This is a genomic window from Cupriavidus sp. 01T418 (assembly GCF_056398885.1).
Genome location: NZ_JBFTQG010000005.1, coordinates 69215 through 86429 on the forward strand (window position 1 = coordinate 69215; position 17215 = coordinate 86429).

General features: G+C 63.9%; 15 protein-coding genes. 10 read left to right on the forward strand and 5 right to left on the reverse strand.

What is annotated here, in order from left to right; translation table 11 throughout:
* The first annotated feature begins 25 nt into the window (after nucleotides 1–25).
* The 5 genes from AC1DQ3_RS07765 (at nucleotide 26) to AC1DQ3_RS07785 (ending at nucleotide 5627) form a co-directional block, all read left to right on the forward strand.
* Nucleotides 26–904, forward strand: coding sequence for a fumarylacetoacetate hydrolase family protein (locus tag AC1DQ3_RS07765; RefSeq protein ID WP_477119599.1), 879 nt, complete (start codon nucleotides 26–28; stop codon nucleotides 902–904).
* Nucleotides 905–972: 68 nt separating this feature from the next.
* Nucleotides 973–2889, forward strand: a complete 1917-nt coding sequence (locus AC1DQ3_RS07770) for an acyl-CoA synthetase (protein ID WP_477119600.1) — start codon at nucleotides 973–975, stop codon at nucleotides 2887–2889.
* Nucleotides 2886–4535: a bifunctional 3-(3-hydroxy-phenyl)propionate/3-hydroxycinnamic acid hydroxylase gene (locus AC1DQ3_RS07775; protein ID WP_477119601.1), complete on the forward strand. Its 1650-nt coding sequence runs from the start codon at nucleotides 2886–2888 to the stop codon at nucleotides 4533–4535. The genes AC1DQ3_RS07770 and AC1DQ3_RS07775 overlap by 4 nt, the downstream gene beginning before the upstream one ends.
* 475 nt (nucleotides 4536–5010) lie before the next feature.
* On the forward strand, nucleotides 5011–5286 hold the full coding sequence (locus AC1DQ3_RS07780) for a type II toxin-antitoxin system Phd/YefM family antitoxin (RefSeq protein WP_477119602.1): 276 nt from the start codon (nucleotides 5011–5013) through the stop codon (nucleotides 5284–5286).
* On the forward strand, nucleotides 5286–5627 hold the full coding sequence (locus AC1DQ3_RS07785) for a type II toxin-antitoxin system RelE/ParE family toxin (protein WP_477119603.1): 342 nt from the start codon (nucleotides 5286–5288) through the stop codon (nucleotides 5625–5627). Before AC1DQ3_RS07780 ends, AC1DQ3_RS07785 begins: the two co-directional genes overlap by 1 nt.
* Nucleotides 5628–5735: 108 nt before the next feature.
* Here the strand turns inward: AC1DQ3_RS07785 and urtE are convergent, their stop codons facing one another.
* From urtE to urtA, 5 genes are all read right to left on the reverse strand, one after another.
* The gene (gene urtE / locus AC1DQ3_RS07790; protein ID WP_477119604.1) at nucleotides 5736–6425 is read right to left on the reverse strand and encodes an urea ABC transporter ATP-binding subunit UrtE; all 690 of its coding nucleotides are present in this window, start codon (nucleotides 6423–6425) and stop codon (nucleotides 5736–5738) included.
* A gap of 2 nt (nucleotides 6426–6427) precedes the next feature.
* Nucleotides 6428–7165, reverse strand: a complete 738-nt coding sequence (gene urtD, locus AC1DQ3_RS07795; RefSeq protein WP_477119605.1) for an urea ABC transporter ATP-binding protein UrtD — start codon at nucleotides 7163–7165, stop codon at nucleotides 6428–6430.
* Nucleotides 7162–8304, reverse strand: coding sequence for an urea ABC transporter permease subunit UrtC (urtC, locus tag AC1DQ3_RS07800; RefSeq protein ID WP_477119606.1), 1143 nt, complete (start codon nucleotides 8302–8304; stop codon nucleotides 7162–7164). The genes urtD and urtC overlap by 4 nt, the downstream gene beginning before the upstream one ends.
* Nucleotides 8305–8351: 47 nt before the next feature.
* Nucleotides 8352–9254 carry an urea ABC transporter permease subunit UrtB gene (urtB, locus tag AC1DQ3_RS07805; RefSeq protein WP_477119607.1) on the reverse strand — a complete coding sequence of 301 codons (903 nt, stop codon included), beginning with the start codon at nucleotides 9252–9254 and terminating at the stop codon, nucleotides 8352–8354.
* Nucleotides 9255–9321: 67 nt separating this feature from the next.
* Entirely contained in the window at nucleotides 9322–10512 is a 1191-nt protein-coding gene (gene urtA, locus AC1DQ3_RS07810) for an urea ABC transporter substrate-binding protein (RefSeq protein WP_477119608.1), read from the reverse strand.
* Nucleotides 10513–11179: 667 nt separating this feature from the next.
* Here urtA and AC1DQ3_RS07815 point away from each other — a divergent pair.
* The 5 genes from AC1DQ3_RS07815 (at nucleotide 11180) to AC1DQ3_RS07835 (ending at nucleotide 17045) form a co-directional block, all read left to right on the forward strand.
* On the forward strand, nucleotides 11180–12217 hold the full coding sequence (locus AC1DQ3_RS07815) for an aliphatic amidase (protein ID WP_477119609.1): 1038 nt from the start codon (nucleotides 11180–11182) through the stop codon (nucleotides 12215–12217).
* 53 nt (nucleotides 12218–12270) lie between these two features.
* The gene (locus AC1DQ3_RS07820) at nucleotides 12271–13089 is read left to right on the forward strand and encodes an AAA family ATPase (protein WP_477119610.1); all 819 of its coding nucleotides are present in this window, start codon (nucleotides 12271–12273) and stop codon (nucleotides 13087–13089) included.
* Nucleotides 13086–15092, forward strand: coding sequence for a nitric oxide reductase activation protein NorD (locus AC1DQ3_RS07825; RefSeq protein WP_477119611.1), 2007 nt, complete (start codon nucleotides 13086–13088; stop codon nucleotides 15090–15092). The genes AC1DQ3_RS07820 and AC1DQ3_RS07825 overlap by 4 nt, the downstream gene beginning before the upstream one ends.
* 171 nt (nucleotides 15093–15263) lie before the next feature.
* A complete protein-coding gene (locus AC1DQ3_RS07830) occupies nucleotides 15264–16415 on the forward strand; it encodes a transporter substrate-binding domain-containing protein (RefSeq protein WP_477119612.1) in 1152 nt (383 codons plus the stop codon).
* The gene (locus AC1DQ3_RS07835) at nucleotides 16416–17045 is read left to right on the forward strand and encodes an ANTAR domain-containing response regulator (protein ID WP_477119613.1); all 630 of its coding nucleotides are present in this window, start codon (nucleotides 16416–16418) and stop codon (nucleotides 17043–17045) included.
* The last annotated feature ends 170 nt before the right edge of the window (nucleotides 17046–17215 follow it).

Genomic DNA, 17215 nt, shown 5'->3' on the forward strand with positions numbered 1-17215 from the left:
TCTCTTTGGCGCACGCATCGCGCCGTTGCAGGTCAACGCCGCGACCACAGGCGAGTTGCTTGCCAAACACTGGCAAAGCATCTGGCAAGTGCCGGCGGCGCAGGCGTCGATACAGCGCGAGGCCGTCGAGCTTCTGGCTCCCGTCACGCAGAACCAGCAATTCCTCTGCCAGGGGGTCAACTACCGCAGCCACGTCATGGAATCCGGCCTGCGTGTCGAGGATTTTCCCTTCAACACGATCTTTACGAAGGCGTCCTCATGCATCACGGCCGCGGATGCCCCGGTTATCTCCCCACCCCACGTCAAGCTGCTCGACTACGAGATCGAACTGGGGCTGGTGCTGCGGCGGAACTTGCAGCCTGGTGCGAAGATCGGCCCCGACGCTCTCGGTGATTGGCTTGCTGGCGTGACCATCGTCAATGACCTTTCGGCGCGTGACGTGCAGTTGCCGCAGGGTCAGTTCTACAAGGGCAAGAGCTATCGCGGCTTTGGCCCGGTCGGCCCTGGACTCGTATTGCTGACGCCGGATGAATGGCAACGCTGGCCGACACTGCGGATGCGCCTCGATGTCAACGGACAGCCCCGGCAGGACGCCTACTGCGCCGACATGATCCACGCGCCGGCCTCGACCCTGACGGAACTGGCATCCATGCACGACGTTCACGCGGGCGACCTGATCGCCACCGGTACGCCTGCCGGTTGCGCGGCGCGCGCGCCGGGCAAGCTGGCCATGTTCATGGCGAAACATCTTCTCAGCGACGCCGGAAAATGGCGCATGTTTGTGCGCCGCGGCATGACCAATCCCGCCTACCTTCGGCCCGGCGACAGCATCCGGGCCTCGATTCGCACGGATGACGGCACCATCGACCTGGGTGAGCAGACCACCGTTATCGCCCCGGCATGACGACCACGCCGGCTGGCGACAAAACACGTGCCATCCCATCGCAGTTTTTGGAATGAGAGTGAAGTCTTATGAGTAGCCTTGCAATCAACCCCATGCCAGATGTCGTCAGGCGACTGGAGGACGTGGAACAGATCGAACGGACGCCCTGGCAGGACGTGATCCACGCCACAAACACTTACACGGTATTACGGACCGCTTGCGAGCGCTGGTCGGAACGCGTGGCCCTGCGGCTGCTGTTGGACGGCAGCGCCTCCGCGCCGACGCGCGACGTCCGTTTTGCCGATTTGCTGGAGGGCATCCATCGCACCGCCAATACACTCCACCGCCTGGGTGTCGCGCCGGGCGTGCCAGTTGCCATCCTGTTACCGAACCTGATCGAGGGCCACCTGGCGCTATGGGGCGCGCAAGCTGCCGGCATTGCCAGCCCAATCAACCCGATGCTGGAATCCAGCTTCATTGCCCGTATCTGCGAAGAGACGGGGGCCAGGGTGGTCATCGCCCTGGGGCCCACGACGGACGGGAATATCTGGGAAAAGGCCGTGGAAGTCGCTGACCGGCTGCCTGGGGTCCATACGATCCTGCAGGTTGACCCGACGGCCGCACTGGGGGGGCGTATCTGCTCCGGCGGCCACACCCCGCGCGGCAAGTTGCCGGCACGTCCCGGCGTGCAAGTGCTTGACTTCCACGACGCGCTGGCCGAATCCGACAGCACGCGGCTGATCAGCGGGCGGCGCTTCACGCCCACCGAGCCGTGCGCCTATTTTCATACGGGTGGCACCACCGGGTATCCCAAGGTGGCCGTGCACAGTCACCTGAACGAAGCCGTGATGGCATGGGTCCTGCAACGGATCGATGACCGGCGCAACGTGATGCTGGCGGGGTTGCCCCTTTTCCACGTCAATGGCGCCATGGTGACCGGACTCGGCGCGCTTCATAGTGGTTCGGAGATCGTCATGCTGACCGCTGGCGGGTATCGGACGCCGGGCCTGCTGGACGCCTTCTGGGAGATTGCCAACCGATTTGGGGCCACCACGTTTTCCGCCGTGCCAACCATCCTGGCGGCGCTGCTGTCCAGACCTTTGCCTGTGGACGGGATCCCGACCTTGCGCCACGTTCTCTGTGGTGCCGCGCCGCTACCCAGTCAGGTCGCACACGAGTTTGAAAAGCTCACCGGCGTACGCATCCACGAGGGATATGGCCTGACGGAAGGTAGTTGCGTATCGACCGTCAACCCGCCAAAAGCCGCGCCCAAGGCCGGTACGGTTGGCATCCGCATTCCGTATCAGGAATTGAAGCTATTCAAGCTACGCGCAGACGGCAGGGCCGCCGAACTTGCCGAAGCTGGTACGACCGGCGTAATTGGCGTACGCGGCCCCAATGTGTTTCCCGGTTACCTAAGGGAAGCCGACAACCGCGGCATCTGGATCGCGGGCGGATGGTTCAATACGGGCGACCTGGGCCGCCTTGACGCGGACGGCGCTCTCACGCTGTGCGGCCGCGCGAAAGACCTGATTATCCGTGGCGGCCATAACGTCGATCCGTCGATGATCGAGGATGCGATCGCCGCACACCCCGCGGTCGCCATGGTCGCTGCAGTCGGGCAGCCGGACATCCATGCGGGCGAATTGCCGGTGGCCTTCGCGGTACTCAGGCCAGGTGCACAGGCTTGCAGCGAAGCGTTGATGGAATACGCGCGGGAGAGGATTCCTGAACGTGCGGCGGTGCCGGTGCGCATCGAATTCATGCCGACACTGCCCCTTACTGCCGTCGGCAAGGTCTCCAAGCCAGACTTGCGGCTGCTCACCATCGAGCACGTCCTCCGGGCGGCGCTTGCCGAGCATGGCATGTCCGACACCCGCGTCAAGGCCCGGCTGTGCCCCGAGCGCGGCGCCGTGGCCGATATCTCCGGTCCGGTCGCGTCACGCGAGACGGCGATGGCATTGGTAGCCCGCTATCCCGTGATCCCCGCATGGCAGGAGCAATGATGACGGACACCGCGAAGGCCCCGCACGGGAACCTGCTCGATACGGATGTCCTGCTTGTCGGACTTGGGCCGGTTGGGGCCGCGCTGGCCAACCTGCTTGGCCGCTACGGGGTCCGCGTCCTGGCCATCGACCGCGCCACGGAGATCTTTGCCAAACCGCGCGCGATCGCGCTGGACAACGAGGCTCTGCGCATTCTGCAGCTCGTGGGCGTAGCGGAGGGCGAATTCGCCACGGTGGCGATTCCGAAGGTGCAATACCGCTCGCCACTGTTCGGCCGCTTTGCTCGCATCAACAGCGCGAGAATTGTCGACGGCCATCCGATGCTCGTCACGTTCTACCAGCCGGAGCTGGAGGCGGTGCTACGCAAGAAGCTGTCAGCGTACCGCACCGTGGACGTTCGCCTCGGGGCTGAACTCCAGTCCTTCGTCGATGATGGTCACCATGTGCATGCCGTCGTGAAATCGGCTGGCTCGCCCGACCTGCAGGTCAGGGCGAAGTACATGGTGGGAATCGATGGCGCAGGTTCACTGGTCCGGCATGCGCTGGGGCTTGACTTCGAGGGCCGCACATTCCAGCAGGACTGGCTGATCGTCGACGCACTTGGCGTACCCAATCCCATCGACCATTGCGAGTTTCTCTGCGACCCGGCACGGCCCACGCCGCATATGGTCGCGCCAGGGGGCCGCCAGCGCTGGGAATTCATGTTGAAGCCGGGGGAACTCGCTGCGGAAATGGAGCGGCCTGAATCGGTGCGCAAGCTGCTCGCGCCGTGGTGCGATGTAGACAAGATCCAGGTCGAACGCACTGCGGTATATCGATTTCATGCACGAGAAGCCAAGTCATTCTCGAAAGGTCGATGTTTTCTGGCCGGTGATGCCGCTCACATTACGCCCCCTTTTGCCGGGCAAGGATTGGTGGCCGGCCTGCGGGACGTGGCAAACCTTGGGTGGAAGCTGGCGTGGGTGCTACGCGGCCAGGCGGGCGAGCAGATTCTCGACAGCTATGACCAGGAACGCCGGCCTCACGCGAGAAAGATCATCAACCTGGCGCGCTTTCTTGGGGCACTTGTCATGCCACGCAACCGGGCAGCAGCACTCGCCGTACACGGGTGCATGAGCGCCATAAGGTTGCTGCCGCGCGGCCGTGCCTGGTTCGCGGACCTGAAAGTCAAGCCCGCAAATACGTTCGACAAAGGCCTGTTCGTGCGCGTGCCCGGCACCGAGAAATTGCGTGCCGGTTCGAGTTTTCCACAGGGCTGGGTCCGGCCGGCAGAAAGCGGAATCCCGACACTCAGCGACGAGTGCCTGGGGCTTGAGTGGGCAGTCATCGGATTCGGCTTCGACCCCGCGACGCGCCTGTCGTCTGAGCTCATGGTGCGCTGGTCCCTCGCTGGCGGCAAGGTGTGGCAATGGTGCCAGCGTGCGCAAGCGCAGCATCTCGCGCCCAAAGGCCGGCGCCTGGAAGCACTGGACGAGGTCGTGTTGCCCCGCGTGGCCCCGCTCGACTGGTTGGTAGTGGTCCGCCCGGATCGATGCGTGCTCGCCGAAGGCCCGGCCTCTCAGGCCGAGCACATCCTCCAGCGCGCCCTTGATCTGATCGATCCGCCACAGCTACGCCTCGACATGCGCCACCCCAAGGCCGCCTGAAGCACCCGTCGCCCCGCAGACAAATAACCAACCTTCTGGCTCCAGTTCATGGCGCCGGCGGGCGGGGCTTCCTTTACGCCACGTCAATAACAATGCGGAGACCCTTGTGTTGCAGACTTCTGTTCATTGCCTTTCCATCGCGGCAATCCCTTGCCTTGCCAGCATGACGGCGCACGCCGGAGAAGACTTCCAGGTGCGGTACAACATAGCAGGCAGCATCGGAGGGGAAATGTTTACCCCTCCGGATGCCGCCGGGCTTGCAGTTGGCGTTGCAGCCACTTACATGGACATCAGGAAGGTGACCGGCAACAACGGCAACACACTGACGAAACCAATTCCCGGTGGCGCCATTCCACTCCCGCCCCCGCCTTCAGGAACTCCTCAGCGACAGAGGTGATGTCAGTGCATGCGCCTTGCCATGAGTCCAAAAAAAGACTATATTTAGTCCTATCTAAACGTCATCAGGAGGAGGGCCATGCGCTACTCATCTCAAGTGAAGCCGATCAGCTACCTCAAGGCCAACGCGGCCGAGGTACTTGCTAACCTGGTCGAGCAGCGTCAGCCTTTGGTCATCACGCAAAATGGCGAGGCCAAGGCAGTCCTGCAGGATGTGGCCTCGTTCGAGGAAACCCAGGAAACGCTGGCATTGCTCAAGATCCTGGCGCTGGGCAATCAGGACGTGGCGGCAGGCAAGGTCAAGCCAGTGGCTGATGTCGTCACCCGTCTGCGTGCCAAGCGAGCAGTCGGCTGATGGCAGGCACTAAAGCCAAGTTCGAAGTCCTGCTCACCGAGGGTGCCGAGCAGGACTTGGAGTCCATTCACGACTACATCTCAGATTTCGACTCTGTTGCCAACGCCAATTACGTGTTGGACCAGTTGATGGAAGTCGTCGAGAGTCTGTCGCGGTTTCCGGAGCGTGGCAGCTACCCCAAAGAGCTGGTCGCACTGGGCATCAAAGAATACCGCCAGACTTTGTTCAAACCCTATCGTGTGATATACCGCATCACCGGCAGTCAGGTCGTCGTTTACCTGATCGCCGATGGTCGTCGGGATATGCAGTCAGTGCTTGCTCGCAGGCTACTGGGCGCATAGTCCATGGGCTGGACGGACGAACCTCTGCACCCGGTTCACCATTTGTGGCAGGCGTTACGGCGAAGCCCGTGAGGATCCTTCAGTTTTCCGCGGTGGCGGACGCGCGGTTCAGATCGTCAGATACCGCATGATGCGTTCCACATCGACGCTCTCCCGCCGCGCACTATCCACAAAGCGCCCCTTCTCGATAATCAGGAAGCGGTCGGAAATCTCCATCGTGAACGACAGAACTTGCTCGGACACGACCAGCGCGAAGTTCCTCTCCTTCTTCAGCCGGTTCAGGCCGCGCGCAATATCCTTGATGATCGACGGCTGAATCCCTTCGGTAGGTTCGTCGAGGATCAGCACGCGGGGCTCGGACACCAGTGCCCGTGCGATGGCAAGTTGCTGCTGTTGCCCGCCGGACAGGTTCCCCCCGCGCCGGGCCCGCATTTCCGCCAGCACGGGAAACGACTCGAAGATATAGTCCGGCACGCTGGGCCGCTGCGCGCGGTCCATGCCGGCCAGGATGTTTTCCTCCACCGTCAGGTACGGAAAGATCATGCGCCCCTGCGGCACGAAGGCAAGCCCGGCCGCCACGCGCTCGTAGCTTTTCCTGCCGGCCAGTTCACGCCCGCCCAGCCGGATGCTGCCGCCGCGCGCGGGCAGCATGCCGATCAGCGTCTTGAGCAGTGTGGTCTTGCCCATGCCATTGCGGCCCATGACGGCCACTGTCTCGCCCGGCGCCACGTCGAAGGACAAATCGTGGAGGACGTGGCTTTGGCCGTAAAACACGTTCAGATGCTCGATGTTCAGCATGGTCAATGCCCCAGATAGACTTCGATGACGCGAGGATCGTTCTGCACCTCGTCCATGCTGCCTTCGGCAAGCCGCTTGCCCTGGTGCAGCACTGTGACCTTGTGCGCCACGGCGCGCACGAATTCCATGTCGTGCTCGATAACGATCACCGAGCGTCCCTGCGCGATCCTGCGCAGCAGCAGGCCGGTCTGCTCGCGCTCGTGGGCGCTCATGCCCGCGACGGGTTCGTCCAGCAGCATCAGCTGGGGATCCTGCATCAGCAGCATGCCGATCTCCAGCCATTGCTTCTGGCCGTGGGAAAGCAGCGCCGCTTTGCGCCGTAGCTGGTCGGACAGGAAGATCATTTCCGCCACCCGCAGGATCGCGTCGCGCACGTCCTCGCCGCGCCGGAAGAACAGGCTGCCGAACAGGTCCCGTTTCTTCGGATACGAGATCTCCAGGTTCTCGGCGACGGTCAAGTCCTCGTAGACCAGCGGGTTCTGGAACTTTCGCCCCACTCCCGCCCGCGTGATCTGGTAGTCGAGCATACGCTGCAGCTCATGCCCGCGAAAGGCGATGGTCCCGGAGGTAGGCTTGGTCTTGCCGCAGATCATGTCAAGCAGCGTGGTCTTGCCCGCGCCGTTGGGGCCGATCACCACGCGCAGCTCATTCTCCTCGACGCGAAAATCCAGGTTGTCGACGGCCTTGAAGCCATCGAAGGAAACGCCAAGCCCTTGTACTTCGAGAATCGGTTCGCTCATGGTGCATCTCTATCATTGCGTGCGAAGCGGTCCAGCACGCCGGCCAGACCCGAGGGAAGGTACATGGGCACCAGGATGAACAGCGCCCCCACCATGTAGACCCAGAAGCCGACGAAGTGCTCGGAGAGATAGCTTTTGGCCACCCCGACGAACAGGGCGCCATATACCGCGCCAACCAGGGACAACCGCCCGCCCACGGCGGCGTAGATCACCATCTCGATCGATGGCACGATGCCGCAGACCGATGGCGAAGCAAAGCCAACCTGGAGCGTGAACAGCGCACCGCCGATCGCCGACAGCAGCGCCGCCACGGCGAAGATAAAGCCCTCGAAGAGCGCCGGGTCGTAGCCCGAGAACCGCACCCGGTCCTCGCGGTCGCGGATGGCGACCAATACGCGGCCGAGGCGGCTGCGCAAGATGAAGCGGCCTGCCAGCAAGGCCAGCAGCAACAGGCAGGCGCTGAGGTAATAAAGCACATGCACGGCCTGATCGCTCTGCACGCTGTAGCCCATGAAGGCAGGCAGGTTGGTGATGCCGTTGATGCCACCCGTGTAACCTTGCTGCCCGATGATGACAATCGAGGCGATGGCGGCAAGCGCCAGCGTGACGATGGAGAAATATACGCCGCCCACCCGTTTTCGGAAGTTGGCGTAGGCGAGCACGAAGGCCAGTGCCGCCGGCAGGATCAGGATCGCCGCCAGGGTGAAGGACACATGCTGGAACGGCGTCCACCACCAGGGCAGCGTATCGATGCTGTTCCACGTCATGAAGTCCGGCACGGGCGGTCCGCCAGCGCCGAATACGGCTGCGGCGGGATCGGCCGAGGTGGCTTCCAGCTTCATGAACATGGCCATCATATAGCTGCCCAGTCCGAAGAAGATGCCCTGCCCCAGGCTCAGGATGCCGCCATAGCCCCAGGCGAGCACCAGCCCTGCAGCGCAGAAGGCGAAGCACAGGTATTTGCCGAACAGGCCGAGCCGGAAGGTGTCCGATGCGGCCGGAATGGCAACCAGCAGCAGCAGTGCAAGGACCGGCAAGGCCAAGCGTTCGAGCCGGCCGGCGGCGCGGCTCATGTCCGCATGCGTGGCGGTGCGCGCGTGCGCGGCCGTGCCGTCCGGTGAATAGGGGATATGTTCCATGATCTGGCGACTACCTTTCTAGAAACGGTTCTTGCGTAGCGGAATGGCTACCGGCGTACCTTCAGGGCGAACAGGCCGTTCGGCCGGTAGTACAGCGCCACGATGACCAGCATGAGGATCGCGGCCTTGGCCATCGAAGCGCTCAGCCCCAGTTCGAAAAGCGACTGCAACTGCCCGATCGCGAATGCCGAGAGGAAAGTGCCGAGCAGGCTCTCGATGCCGCCGAACACCACCACGATGAAGGTGTCGACGATGTACTGCTGCCCGGTCATGGGCCCCGTGGACGCCAGCATTGTCAGCGCGCAACCTGCCACGCCGGCCAGCCCGCAGCCCACGGCAAAGGTCACCGCATCGACCCGCTCCGTATTGATGCCCGCCGCGCCGGCCATGGCGCGGTTCTGCATGACCGCGCGGATGCGCAGGCCCCAGCGGCTACGGAACAGGAAGAGGTAGACGGCGACGGCCACGGCCAGGGTCAGCGCAATGATGAACAGCCGGTTCAGCGGAATCGCGATATCGGCCGCAGGGTTCCATGCGCCGCGCAGCCAGGCCACCGTTGGCACGCTGACATCGATCGGGCCGAAAACCTGCCGGTATGCCTGTTGCAGGATCAGGGACAGGCCCCAGGTGGCCAGCATTGTGTCGAGCGGCCGCTGGTAGAGATGGCGGATCATCACGCGCTCGAGCACATAGCCCGCGGCGGCGGTGACGAGGAAGGCCACGGCCAGCCCCACGATGAAATACGCGCCCATCATCGCTGGCAGATAGCGTGCGAACCCCAACGACGTGAGGTAGGTCATGTACGCGCCAAGCGCCATCAGTTCGCCGTGCGCCATATTGATGACGCCCATCAGGCCGAACACGATCGCCAGCCCGATGGCCATCAGCGCAAGCACGGTGAACAGCGACAGGCCGTTGAAGACCTGGGTCAGTAAGGTATCGGCAGTCATTGGAAGAATCCCACTGGAAGCCGGACGCGCGCCGTGCGCACGTCCGTGGTTCGAAAGGCCGCAGTCGTTACAGCTTTGGAAAGGGATTCGGCTCGATCAGCGGCGACTCGTACACCAGCTGCACCTGGCCGTCCGGCTTGAACAGGCCGATGCGCGCATGCTTGAGCAGATGGTGGTTGGACGGGTGGAAGCGCACGCCGCCTTCGGGTGCGTCCCAGGCCAGGCCAGCCGACGCGGCGATCACCTTCTGCGGATCGACGCTGCCGGCTTTCTCTGCCGCCAGCTTCCACATGTGCACGGCGGTGTAGGCGGCCTCCATGGTGTCGCCGACCACGCGGTCCTGTCCGTACTTCGCCTTGAAGGCGGCGACGAACTTCTGGTTGCGAGCGTTCGTCACGCTCTGGAAATAGCCCATGCAGGAATGCACGCCAACCAGGGTTTCGCGGCCAATGCCGATGGCTTCCTCCTCGGTGACGGCGAGCGCAAGGATGGTGGTGTTCTTGCCGTCGATGCCCACCGCATTGAGCTGCTTGAACAGCGCCACGTTCGAGCCGCCGACGATGGTGGAGAGAATGACGTCCGGCTTGGCCGCCTTGATCTTGTTGATCAGGGAGGAAAACTCCACGTTGCCCAGCGGCAGATAGTCCTCGCCGACCACGGTGCCGCCGGACTTGGCGATGGTGGGCCGCGCGATGCGGTTGGTGGTGCGCGGCCAGATATAGTCGGAGCCGATCAGGTAGAACTTCTTGCCCTTGTTCTGCGCGAGCCAGTTCACCGCCGGAATCACTGACTGCGTGGCCTCCTGCCCGGTGTAGAGGATGTTCTTCGACATCTCGAGGCCCTCGTAGTACGTTGGGTAGTACAGCAGGCCGTTATAGCGTTCGAACACCGGCAGCACCGCCTTGCGCGATGCCGACGTATAGCACCCGAAGGTGGCGGCCACCTTGTCGCTCTGCAGGAGCTTCTGCGCTTTCTCGGCAAAAGTTGGCCAGTCGCTGGCACCGTCCTGCACCACTGGCACCACCGGCCGGCCGAGTACGCCACCGCTGGCATTGATCTCGTCGATGGCCATTTTCTCGGCATCCACCACATGCGCCTCGGCGATGGCGATGGTGCCGGTGAGCGAATGCAGGATGCCCACCTTGACGGGCTCCGCGGCACTGGCTGCGCGTGGGCCCAGCAGGGTGGCGCCAGGCAGCGCGGTAGCGATCGCCGTGGCAAACGTGGTCTTGATGAAGTCGCGTCTCGTGTTTGTCATAGGGGCTCCTCTTCAAAAAACAAAAAAAAAGCCCGACAGCCAGGGCGTACCTGGTTGTCGGGCTTCTCTAGCCATAGCCGTACGGGACGCTGTTGTCCCACCGGCGATCGATGTACTTCGTGCAGGGAAGCGAAGTCGCTTGCCGCATCCCTGCGCATGCAGCCTTCCGCAAGAGCCGTGCCCGCGACCTTCGCCACGGAGGCTCGCCGACGCTGCCGGCGCCTTCCGCTCGGCCTGCAAGTCGCGCCCGCTCGTGCGTTATTCAGGATAGCAATGGCTTTGCAAAGAGCGTTATCGGGGCATAGGTCAGGTAGGAACCCGTGCGTTTGCACCCCTGAAGTGCGGTACGTATCCCCGTTTCGGCGCGATTTCCGCACAGGGATGGTGCAGCATGACGCATCGCGCGCACGGTTTTTGACGGCCTCGGACGCTATCGCAAAAAACCTTGCGCAAAAAAAATTGCGTGTGCTATAACTCCGTCCAGGACAAGAACGTCCTCTACATTTCGCGCTCGCTGCCAATATCGCCAGCAGAGCTGCAAGGCAAAAAAAGCCCGATCCGGTTCACACCGGCTCGGGCTTTTTTCGTTTGTCTTTCGGATCGGCATCACAGACCAGCCAAAACAGCGGCATCACCTCACTCACCCCCTCGAACCAGGAGTTCAGCCATGCGACATGGAGATATCGGAAGCACCAAGGATTGCGTCGGCGTTGCCGTCGTCAACTACAAGATGCCGCGCCTGCACACCAAGGCGGAAGTCATCGACAACGCACGCAAGATCGCCGACATGCTGGTCGGCATGAAGCAGGGGCTGCCGGGCATGGACCTCGTCATCTTCCCCGAGTACTCGACGCACGGCATCATGTACGACGCCAAGGAGATGTACGAGACCGCGGCCACCATCCCCGGCGAAGAAACGGAGATCTTCGCTGCGGCGTGCCGCAAGGCCAATGTGTGGGGCGTGTTCTCGCTCACCGGCGAGCGCCACGAGGAACACCCCAACAAGGCCCCGTACAACACGCTGATCCTGATGAACAACCATGGCGAGATCGTGCAGAAGTACCGCAAGATCATGCCGTGGGCGCCAATCGAAGGCTGGTACCCGGGCGACTGCACCTATGTGTCGGAAGGACCCAAGGGGCTGAAGATCAGCCTGATCATCTGCGACGACGGCAACTATCCGGAAATCTGGCGTGACTGCGCCATGCGCGGCGCGGAGCTGATCGTGCGCTGCCAGGGCTATATGTACCCGGCCAAGGAGCAGCAGGCGATGGTGGCCAAGACCATGGCGTGGATGAACAACAGCTACGTGGCGGTGGCCAATGCCACGGGCTTCGACGGCGTCTACTCCTACTTCGGCGGCTCCTCGATCATCGGCTTCGACGGCCGCGCGCTGGGCGAGTGCGGCACGGAGGAAATGGGCATCAACTACGGCGAGCTGTCGATCAGCCTGATCCGCGATGCGCGCAAGAACATGCAGTCGAATAATCACCTCTTCAAGCTGCTGCATCGCGGCTATACCGGCAAGCTCAATTCCGGCGAAGGCGCGCTTGGCGTGGCCGTATGTCCGTTCGAGTTCTACGGCAAGTGGGTCAACGATCCCGACGGCACGCGCAAGCAGGTGGAAGCGCTGACGCGCAGCACGCTGGGCACGCCGGAATGCCCGATCGAAGGCATCCCGCACGAGGCAGCGGAACACCGCTAAATCGCCCTCCCCCTGGCCGCCGCGAAGGCGCGGCGGCCCGCACACCGCCAAGGATGATCCGTACAGTGCTCTCCCATATCGATTCCTATCGCCTGCCCGAAGCCCCTTACTATCGCGCCATCGGCGATGAGGTCGCACTCTTCGAACACGCCTATGCGCACCGGCTTCCGACGGTTCTCAAGGGGCCGACCGGTTGCGGCAAGACGCGTTTTGTCGAATACATGGCATGGAAGCTGCGCCGGCCGCTGATCACCGTGGCCTGCAACGAGGACATGACGGCATCCGACCTGGTCGGGCGCTTCCTGCTCGACGCGCACGGCACCACCTGGCACGACGGCCCGTTGACGACGGCAGTGCGCGAGGGCGCGATCTGCTACCTGGACGAAGTGGTGGAGGCGCGCCAGGACACCACGGTGGTGATCCATCCGCTCACCGATGCACGCCGGATCCTGCCGCTCGACAAGCGCGGCGAAGTCGTGCGCGCGCATCCGGACTTCCAGTTGGTGGTGTCCTACAACCCGGGCTACCAGAGCCGCTCGAAAGACATGAAGCCGTCCACGCGGCAACGCTTCGTGGCCATGCATTTCGACTATCCCGACGAAGCCGCTGAAGCCGCGATCGTCGCCATGGAAGGCGGCATCAAGCAGGCGCTTGCCCTGCGACTCGTCAAGCTGGGACGCTGCACGCGCGCCCTGAGGGACCGCGGGCTGGACGAAGGCGCTTCCACCCGCATGCTGATCCACACGGCCGTCCTGATGCGCGCCGGCCTATCGGCGCGAGCCAGCTGCGAAGCCACGCTGACGCAGGCGCTGACGGACGACCCTGAGATGATCACCGCGCTGCGCGACCTTGTCGACGCGCACTTCGCATGAACGCCTCCGTCTTCGGTGTTGCACCCGATCCCGTCTTCGCCGCCGCAGGCGCTGAGGACCAGGTTGAAGTAGCATTCCGCACGTTGGCGGGCAGTCCTTCAACCAGCCTTGCCGCGAACGATGAAATCACCGCGCGGCGCTGGCTGGTTTCCCTGCTGCATCTCGATCGGAGCAGTGCGGAGGCCGTGACCGCCCGACTCCCCGCGCTGCTGAGCGCCTTGCCGGTGGAAGCATTCTGTCGCTGGCTTCTGGCCGGCATGCGTCGCTACCCGAACGAGCCAGCGGCACGCTTGCGCTATTTCCAGGGCGAGGATCCGCTGGCCCGTGCCGCGCTTGCCCATGAAGCGGACGCAGTGCGTCTCGCCGAGGCTTTGCCGGCGCTCTCCGTGCTCACGGAGGCGCTTGCCGGGCGACCGATGCAACTGCAGGAGAATGCCGTCGAAGCATTGGATGGCGCGCCGCTGAGGCCCATCCTCACGCCCACCCACCTGCTGCTACCGACCGACTACACCGTACTGGACGCGACCGACCCTGCACGGCTCTATCGCGCGGCGATCGCGCATGCGGTGGCGCATCTGCGCTACTCGCCAGCCGGGTTGCCTACGGGCACGCTTAAGCCGATGAGCCTTGCGGTGATCGCCGCTGTCGAGGATGCACGCGTGGAGCACCTGCTGGCCCGCGAGTTTCCGGGCACGCGGGCATGGTGCCTGCCGCTGCTCGCACGCAGCCTGGAGCCGCACGGCCTGTCTTTTGCCGCGCTGATTTCCCGGATGAACTACGCGCTGATGGCGCCGGATTATCAGGACGACAACTATTGGATCAACAAGGCGCGCACGATGTTCAACGCGCTCTCCGGTTCGCTCGAGGATTACGCAGCCTTCCGCGCGCTCGGCTCGATTCTCGCCAATGACCTTGGCCAGATGCGGGTGCGCTTTCATCCACAGCAGTACGTGGTGCCGGCGCCTTACCGGGACGACAATACGTTTCTCTGGCAATACCCGGACCCGCCGTCGGAGCGGGCGAAGGGCCTGGAGATGGCGGGACCGCTCGATTCCGCCGCCAGGCCGGCGGACGGCCGCCATGATCCGCCGCCAGATAGCGCGCACGCGATGCAACTGTCACGTGCCACCTATCCCGAACTGGACTATCGCAGCGGCGTGCTGCGCTCGCATTGGGCTACCGTCATCGAGCGGGAGCCGCCTGCCATGCCGCACACGGCAGGCAGCGCTCCCGGCAGCCTGCCGCGCGTGAAGCTGCCGGCCCGGCACAACCTGACGCGCGACGCGCGGCTGCGCCGCCAGCCTGAAGGCGAAGACCTCGATCTGGACGCTGCCATCGAGCACGCGATCGACCGCCGCCGCGGCCATACTCCCGAGCATCGGGTGTTCACCCGTCCGGGCGCGTGCAGGCACAGCCTGCGCATGTTGCTGCTGCTGGACGTGTCGGCATCGACCAATGCGCGCGCAGGCACGCGAACCATCCTCGAACGGGAGAAAGACGCCGCACTGATGCTGGCCCGCGCCGCCACAGCCGCAGGCCACGGCATCGCCGTTCACGGCTTTTGCTCGGACACGCGCCATGCGGTCAACTACTACCGCCTGCTGGATTTCGATACGCCGCTCGATGCGGCCGCGGAAGCGGCGATCCATGCCATGCCAGGCCGCTACTCCACACGGATGGGCGCGGCGCTGCGGCATGCCGCAGCCCTGTTGCAAGCAGGGCGCGGACGGGATGCCGGCGACCGTAGCGCCATCGTGGTCGTCACCGACGGCGCCCCGGCCGATATCGATATCTTCGACGACCGCTATCTGGTCGAGGACGCGCAGGCTGCGGCCACCGAGGCGCGGCGCGCGGGCATCGTGACCGCCGGCATCGCCGTCGAGGCCGGCGACGCTGCCTATATGCGGCGCATCTTCGGGCCGGATGCGTGGCGCGTTGCGGGAGATGCGAACGGGCTGCCCGGGCAGCTCGGGGCACTCTACGCGAGCCTCGTTACGGCGTAGGCGGACCGGCACCGAAATGTACGATTTCCCCGCGTGTGCAAGCGTTAGTCCGCCGGAGTTTGGATTAGAATCGAACCATTGTCTTGTCCGCCGACGCGGGCTTTTTTCGACGTTCCCCGCGTCGCGCGCCGGGCGCGCCATCCGCCCGTGACCTCACCGGAATCCATCCGCATGATTACTGACCCCATCCGCGTCGGCGTGCTCTTCTCGATGAGCGGCGTCACGTCCACCATCGGCCGGTCGCAGCTGCAAGGCACGCTGCTCGCCATTGAAGAGATCAACACAGCCGGCGGCATTCTCGGCCGCGAGGTGGTTCCCGTGGCCTATGACACCCAGTCCAAGCCGGCTGTGTACGCCGAGCTGGCCGAGCGGCTGATCGTGCAGGACCGGGTCAATGTGATCTTCGGCTGCTATATGTCAAGCAGCCGCAAGGCCGTGCTGCCGATCGTGGAGAAATGGAACAAGCTGCTGTTCTACCCCACCATCTATGAAGGCTTCGAGTTCTCCAGCAACATCATCTACACCGGCGCGGCACCCAACCAGAACAGCGTGCAACTGGCGGAGTTCATGACAGCCAACTTCGGCGCGCGGGTGTATCTGGTCGGCTCCGACTACATCTTTCCCTATGAGTCGAACCGCATCATGGGCGAACTGGTGCTGCAACGCCAGGGCAGCGACAAGGTCGGCGAGCGCTATGTGCCGCTCGATGCGACCGAGATCGACTACGCGCCGATCTTCGCGGACATCCGCGAGAAACAGCCGGATTTCATCTTCTCCACCGTGGTGGGCGACTCCGCCGCGGCCTTCTACCGCGCCTACGCGGATGCCGGCCTCAACCCCAAGCAGATGCCGATCGCCAGCCTCACCACCTCGGAGGCGGAGATCAGCCAGATGGGCAACGACGTGGCCGCAGGGCACTTCACTTCAGCGCCCTATTTCCAGTCCATACAGTCGCCCACCAACCTGCAGTGCCTGGAGCGATTCCGCGGCAAGTTCGGCGACGCCGCCGTTCCCAATATGTGCTGGGAAGCCGCCTACTTCCAGGTGCACCTGTTCGCCAATGCCTTCGCCAAAGCGGGCGACGACGAGATCGTCCGCATCCTGCCGCATATCCTCGGCAGCGAGCTGGATGCGCCACAGGGCCGCATCCGCGTGGATGCCAACAACCATCACACCTGCCTGCATCCGCGTATTGGCGTGGTCAACTCCAAAGGCCAGTTCACCATCGTGCGGGAAGCCACCCGCGCCGTGCATCCCGATCCCTACCTGGTGACCCACTCGCTCGGCGACTGGACCACCACGCTGAACGCGCTGGAGTTGTAAGTGGACGCGCCCAGCCAACGCCGGACCATCCGCGCGACACCAACCCTGCTGAAGGACCTGCGCACACTGCGCGTGCTGGTCTTTCATCCGGACGACGGCGATGGCAAGCTGCTCACCCAGCAACTGCAGCGCATCGGCTGCCAGGTGCAGTCGTTCTGGCCGCCATTGCCGGCGCTGCCGGAAGGTGTGGACGTGATATTCCTGGCGGTGCGCCCGGAATCGATGGAGGCCGGCTATGACTGGCTCAAGGGAGACGATGTGCCCGCCATCATCACCGTGGTGACCTACGAGAATCCCACCATCGTGGAGTCCGTGCTGCGCATCGGTTCGCGCGCGGTGCTGCCGTCGCCCGTACGCTCGTTCGGCCTGCTGTCGGCCCTCGTCGTCGCGCGGCAGGTGGACGGGGCGTTGAAAGAGCGCGCACGCAAGGTGCGCAAGCTCGAATCCAAGCTGCAGGGCGTACGCGCGATCGCGGATGCCAAGAACATCCTGATGCGCACGCACGGCATTTCCGACGCGGCCGCCTACGACCTGATTCGCGATCAGGCCATGAGCAAGCGTGTGACCACCGAGGAGATCGCCGCCGCCATCGTCAGCGCCAGCGAAATCCTCTCACTCGGCAAATCCTGACGCGTCCTCCAGGTGCATTACGCCGGCTTTGGGGCTGCCGCGCGTTTGGGTGCCGACTGCCGCTCGATCACCGTGAAGTGTAGATGGAATGGTCGCCTCCCGTCCTCGGCAGGACACGTACCATGGCTTGCAGCGCAAGCCTCCTTCAAGCTGAGGTCGAATGCGCCACA

Bases quoted from the DNA above. Each gene is read 5' to 3' on its own strand.
- AC1DQ3_RS07770 (WP_477119600.1), top strand. From the start codon at position 973: ATGAGTAGCCTTGCAATCAACCCCATGCCAGATGTCGTCAGGCGACTG.
- urtD (WP_477119605.1), bottom strand. From the start codon at position 7,165: ATGAGCGAACCGATTCTCGAAGTACAAGGGCTTGGCGTTTCCTTCGAT.
- AC1DQ3_RS07775 (WP_477119601.1), top strand. From the start codon at position 2,886: ATGATGACGGACACCGCGAAGGCCCCGCACGGGAACCTGCTCGATACG.
- urtA (WP_477119608.1), bottom strand. From the start codon at position 10,512: ATGACAAACACGAGACGCGACTTCATCAAGACCACGTTTGCCACGGCG.
- urtB (WP_477119607.1), bottom strand. From the start codon at position 9,254: ATGACTGCCGATACCTTACTGACCCAGGTCTTCAACGGCCTGTCGCTG.
- urtC (WP_477119606.1), bottom strand. From the start codon at position 8,304: ATGGAACATATCCCCTATTCACCGGACGGCACGGCCGCGCACGCGCGC.
- AC1DQ3_RS07815 (WP_477119609.1), top strand. From the start codon at position 11,180: ATGCGACATGGAGATATCGGAAGCACCAAGGATTGCGTCGGCGTTGCC.
- AC1DQ3_RS07785 (WP_477119603.1), top strand. From the start codon at position 5,286: ATGGCAGGCACTAAAGCCAAGTTCGAAGTCCTGCTCACCGAGGGTGCC.
- AC1DQ3_RS07830 (WP_477119612.1), top strand. From the start codon at position 15,264: ATGATTACTGACCCCATCCGCGTCGGCGTGCTCTTCTCGATGAGCGGC.
- AC1DQ3_RS07820 (WP_477119610.1), top strand. From the start codon at position 12,271: ATGATCCGTACAGTGCTCTCCCATATCGATTCCTATCGCCTGCCCGAA.
- AC1DQ3_RS07825 (WP_477119611.1), top strand. From the start codon at position 13,086: ATGAACGCCTCCGTCTTCGGTGTTGCACCCGATCCCGTCTTCGCCGCC.
- urtE (WP_477119604.1), bottom strand. From the start codon at position 6,425: ATGCTGAACATCGAGCATCTGAACGTGTTTTACGGCCAAAGCCACGTC.
- AC1DQ3_RS07780 (WP_477119602.1), top strand. From the start codon at position 5,011: ATGCGCTACTCATCTCAAGTGAAGCCGATCAGCTACCTCAAGGCCAAC.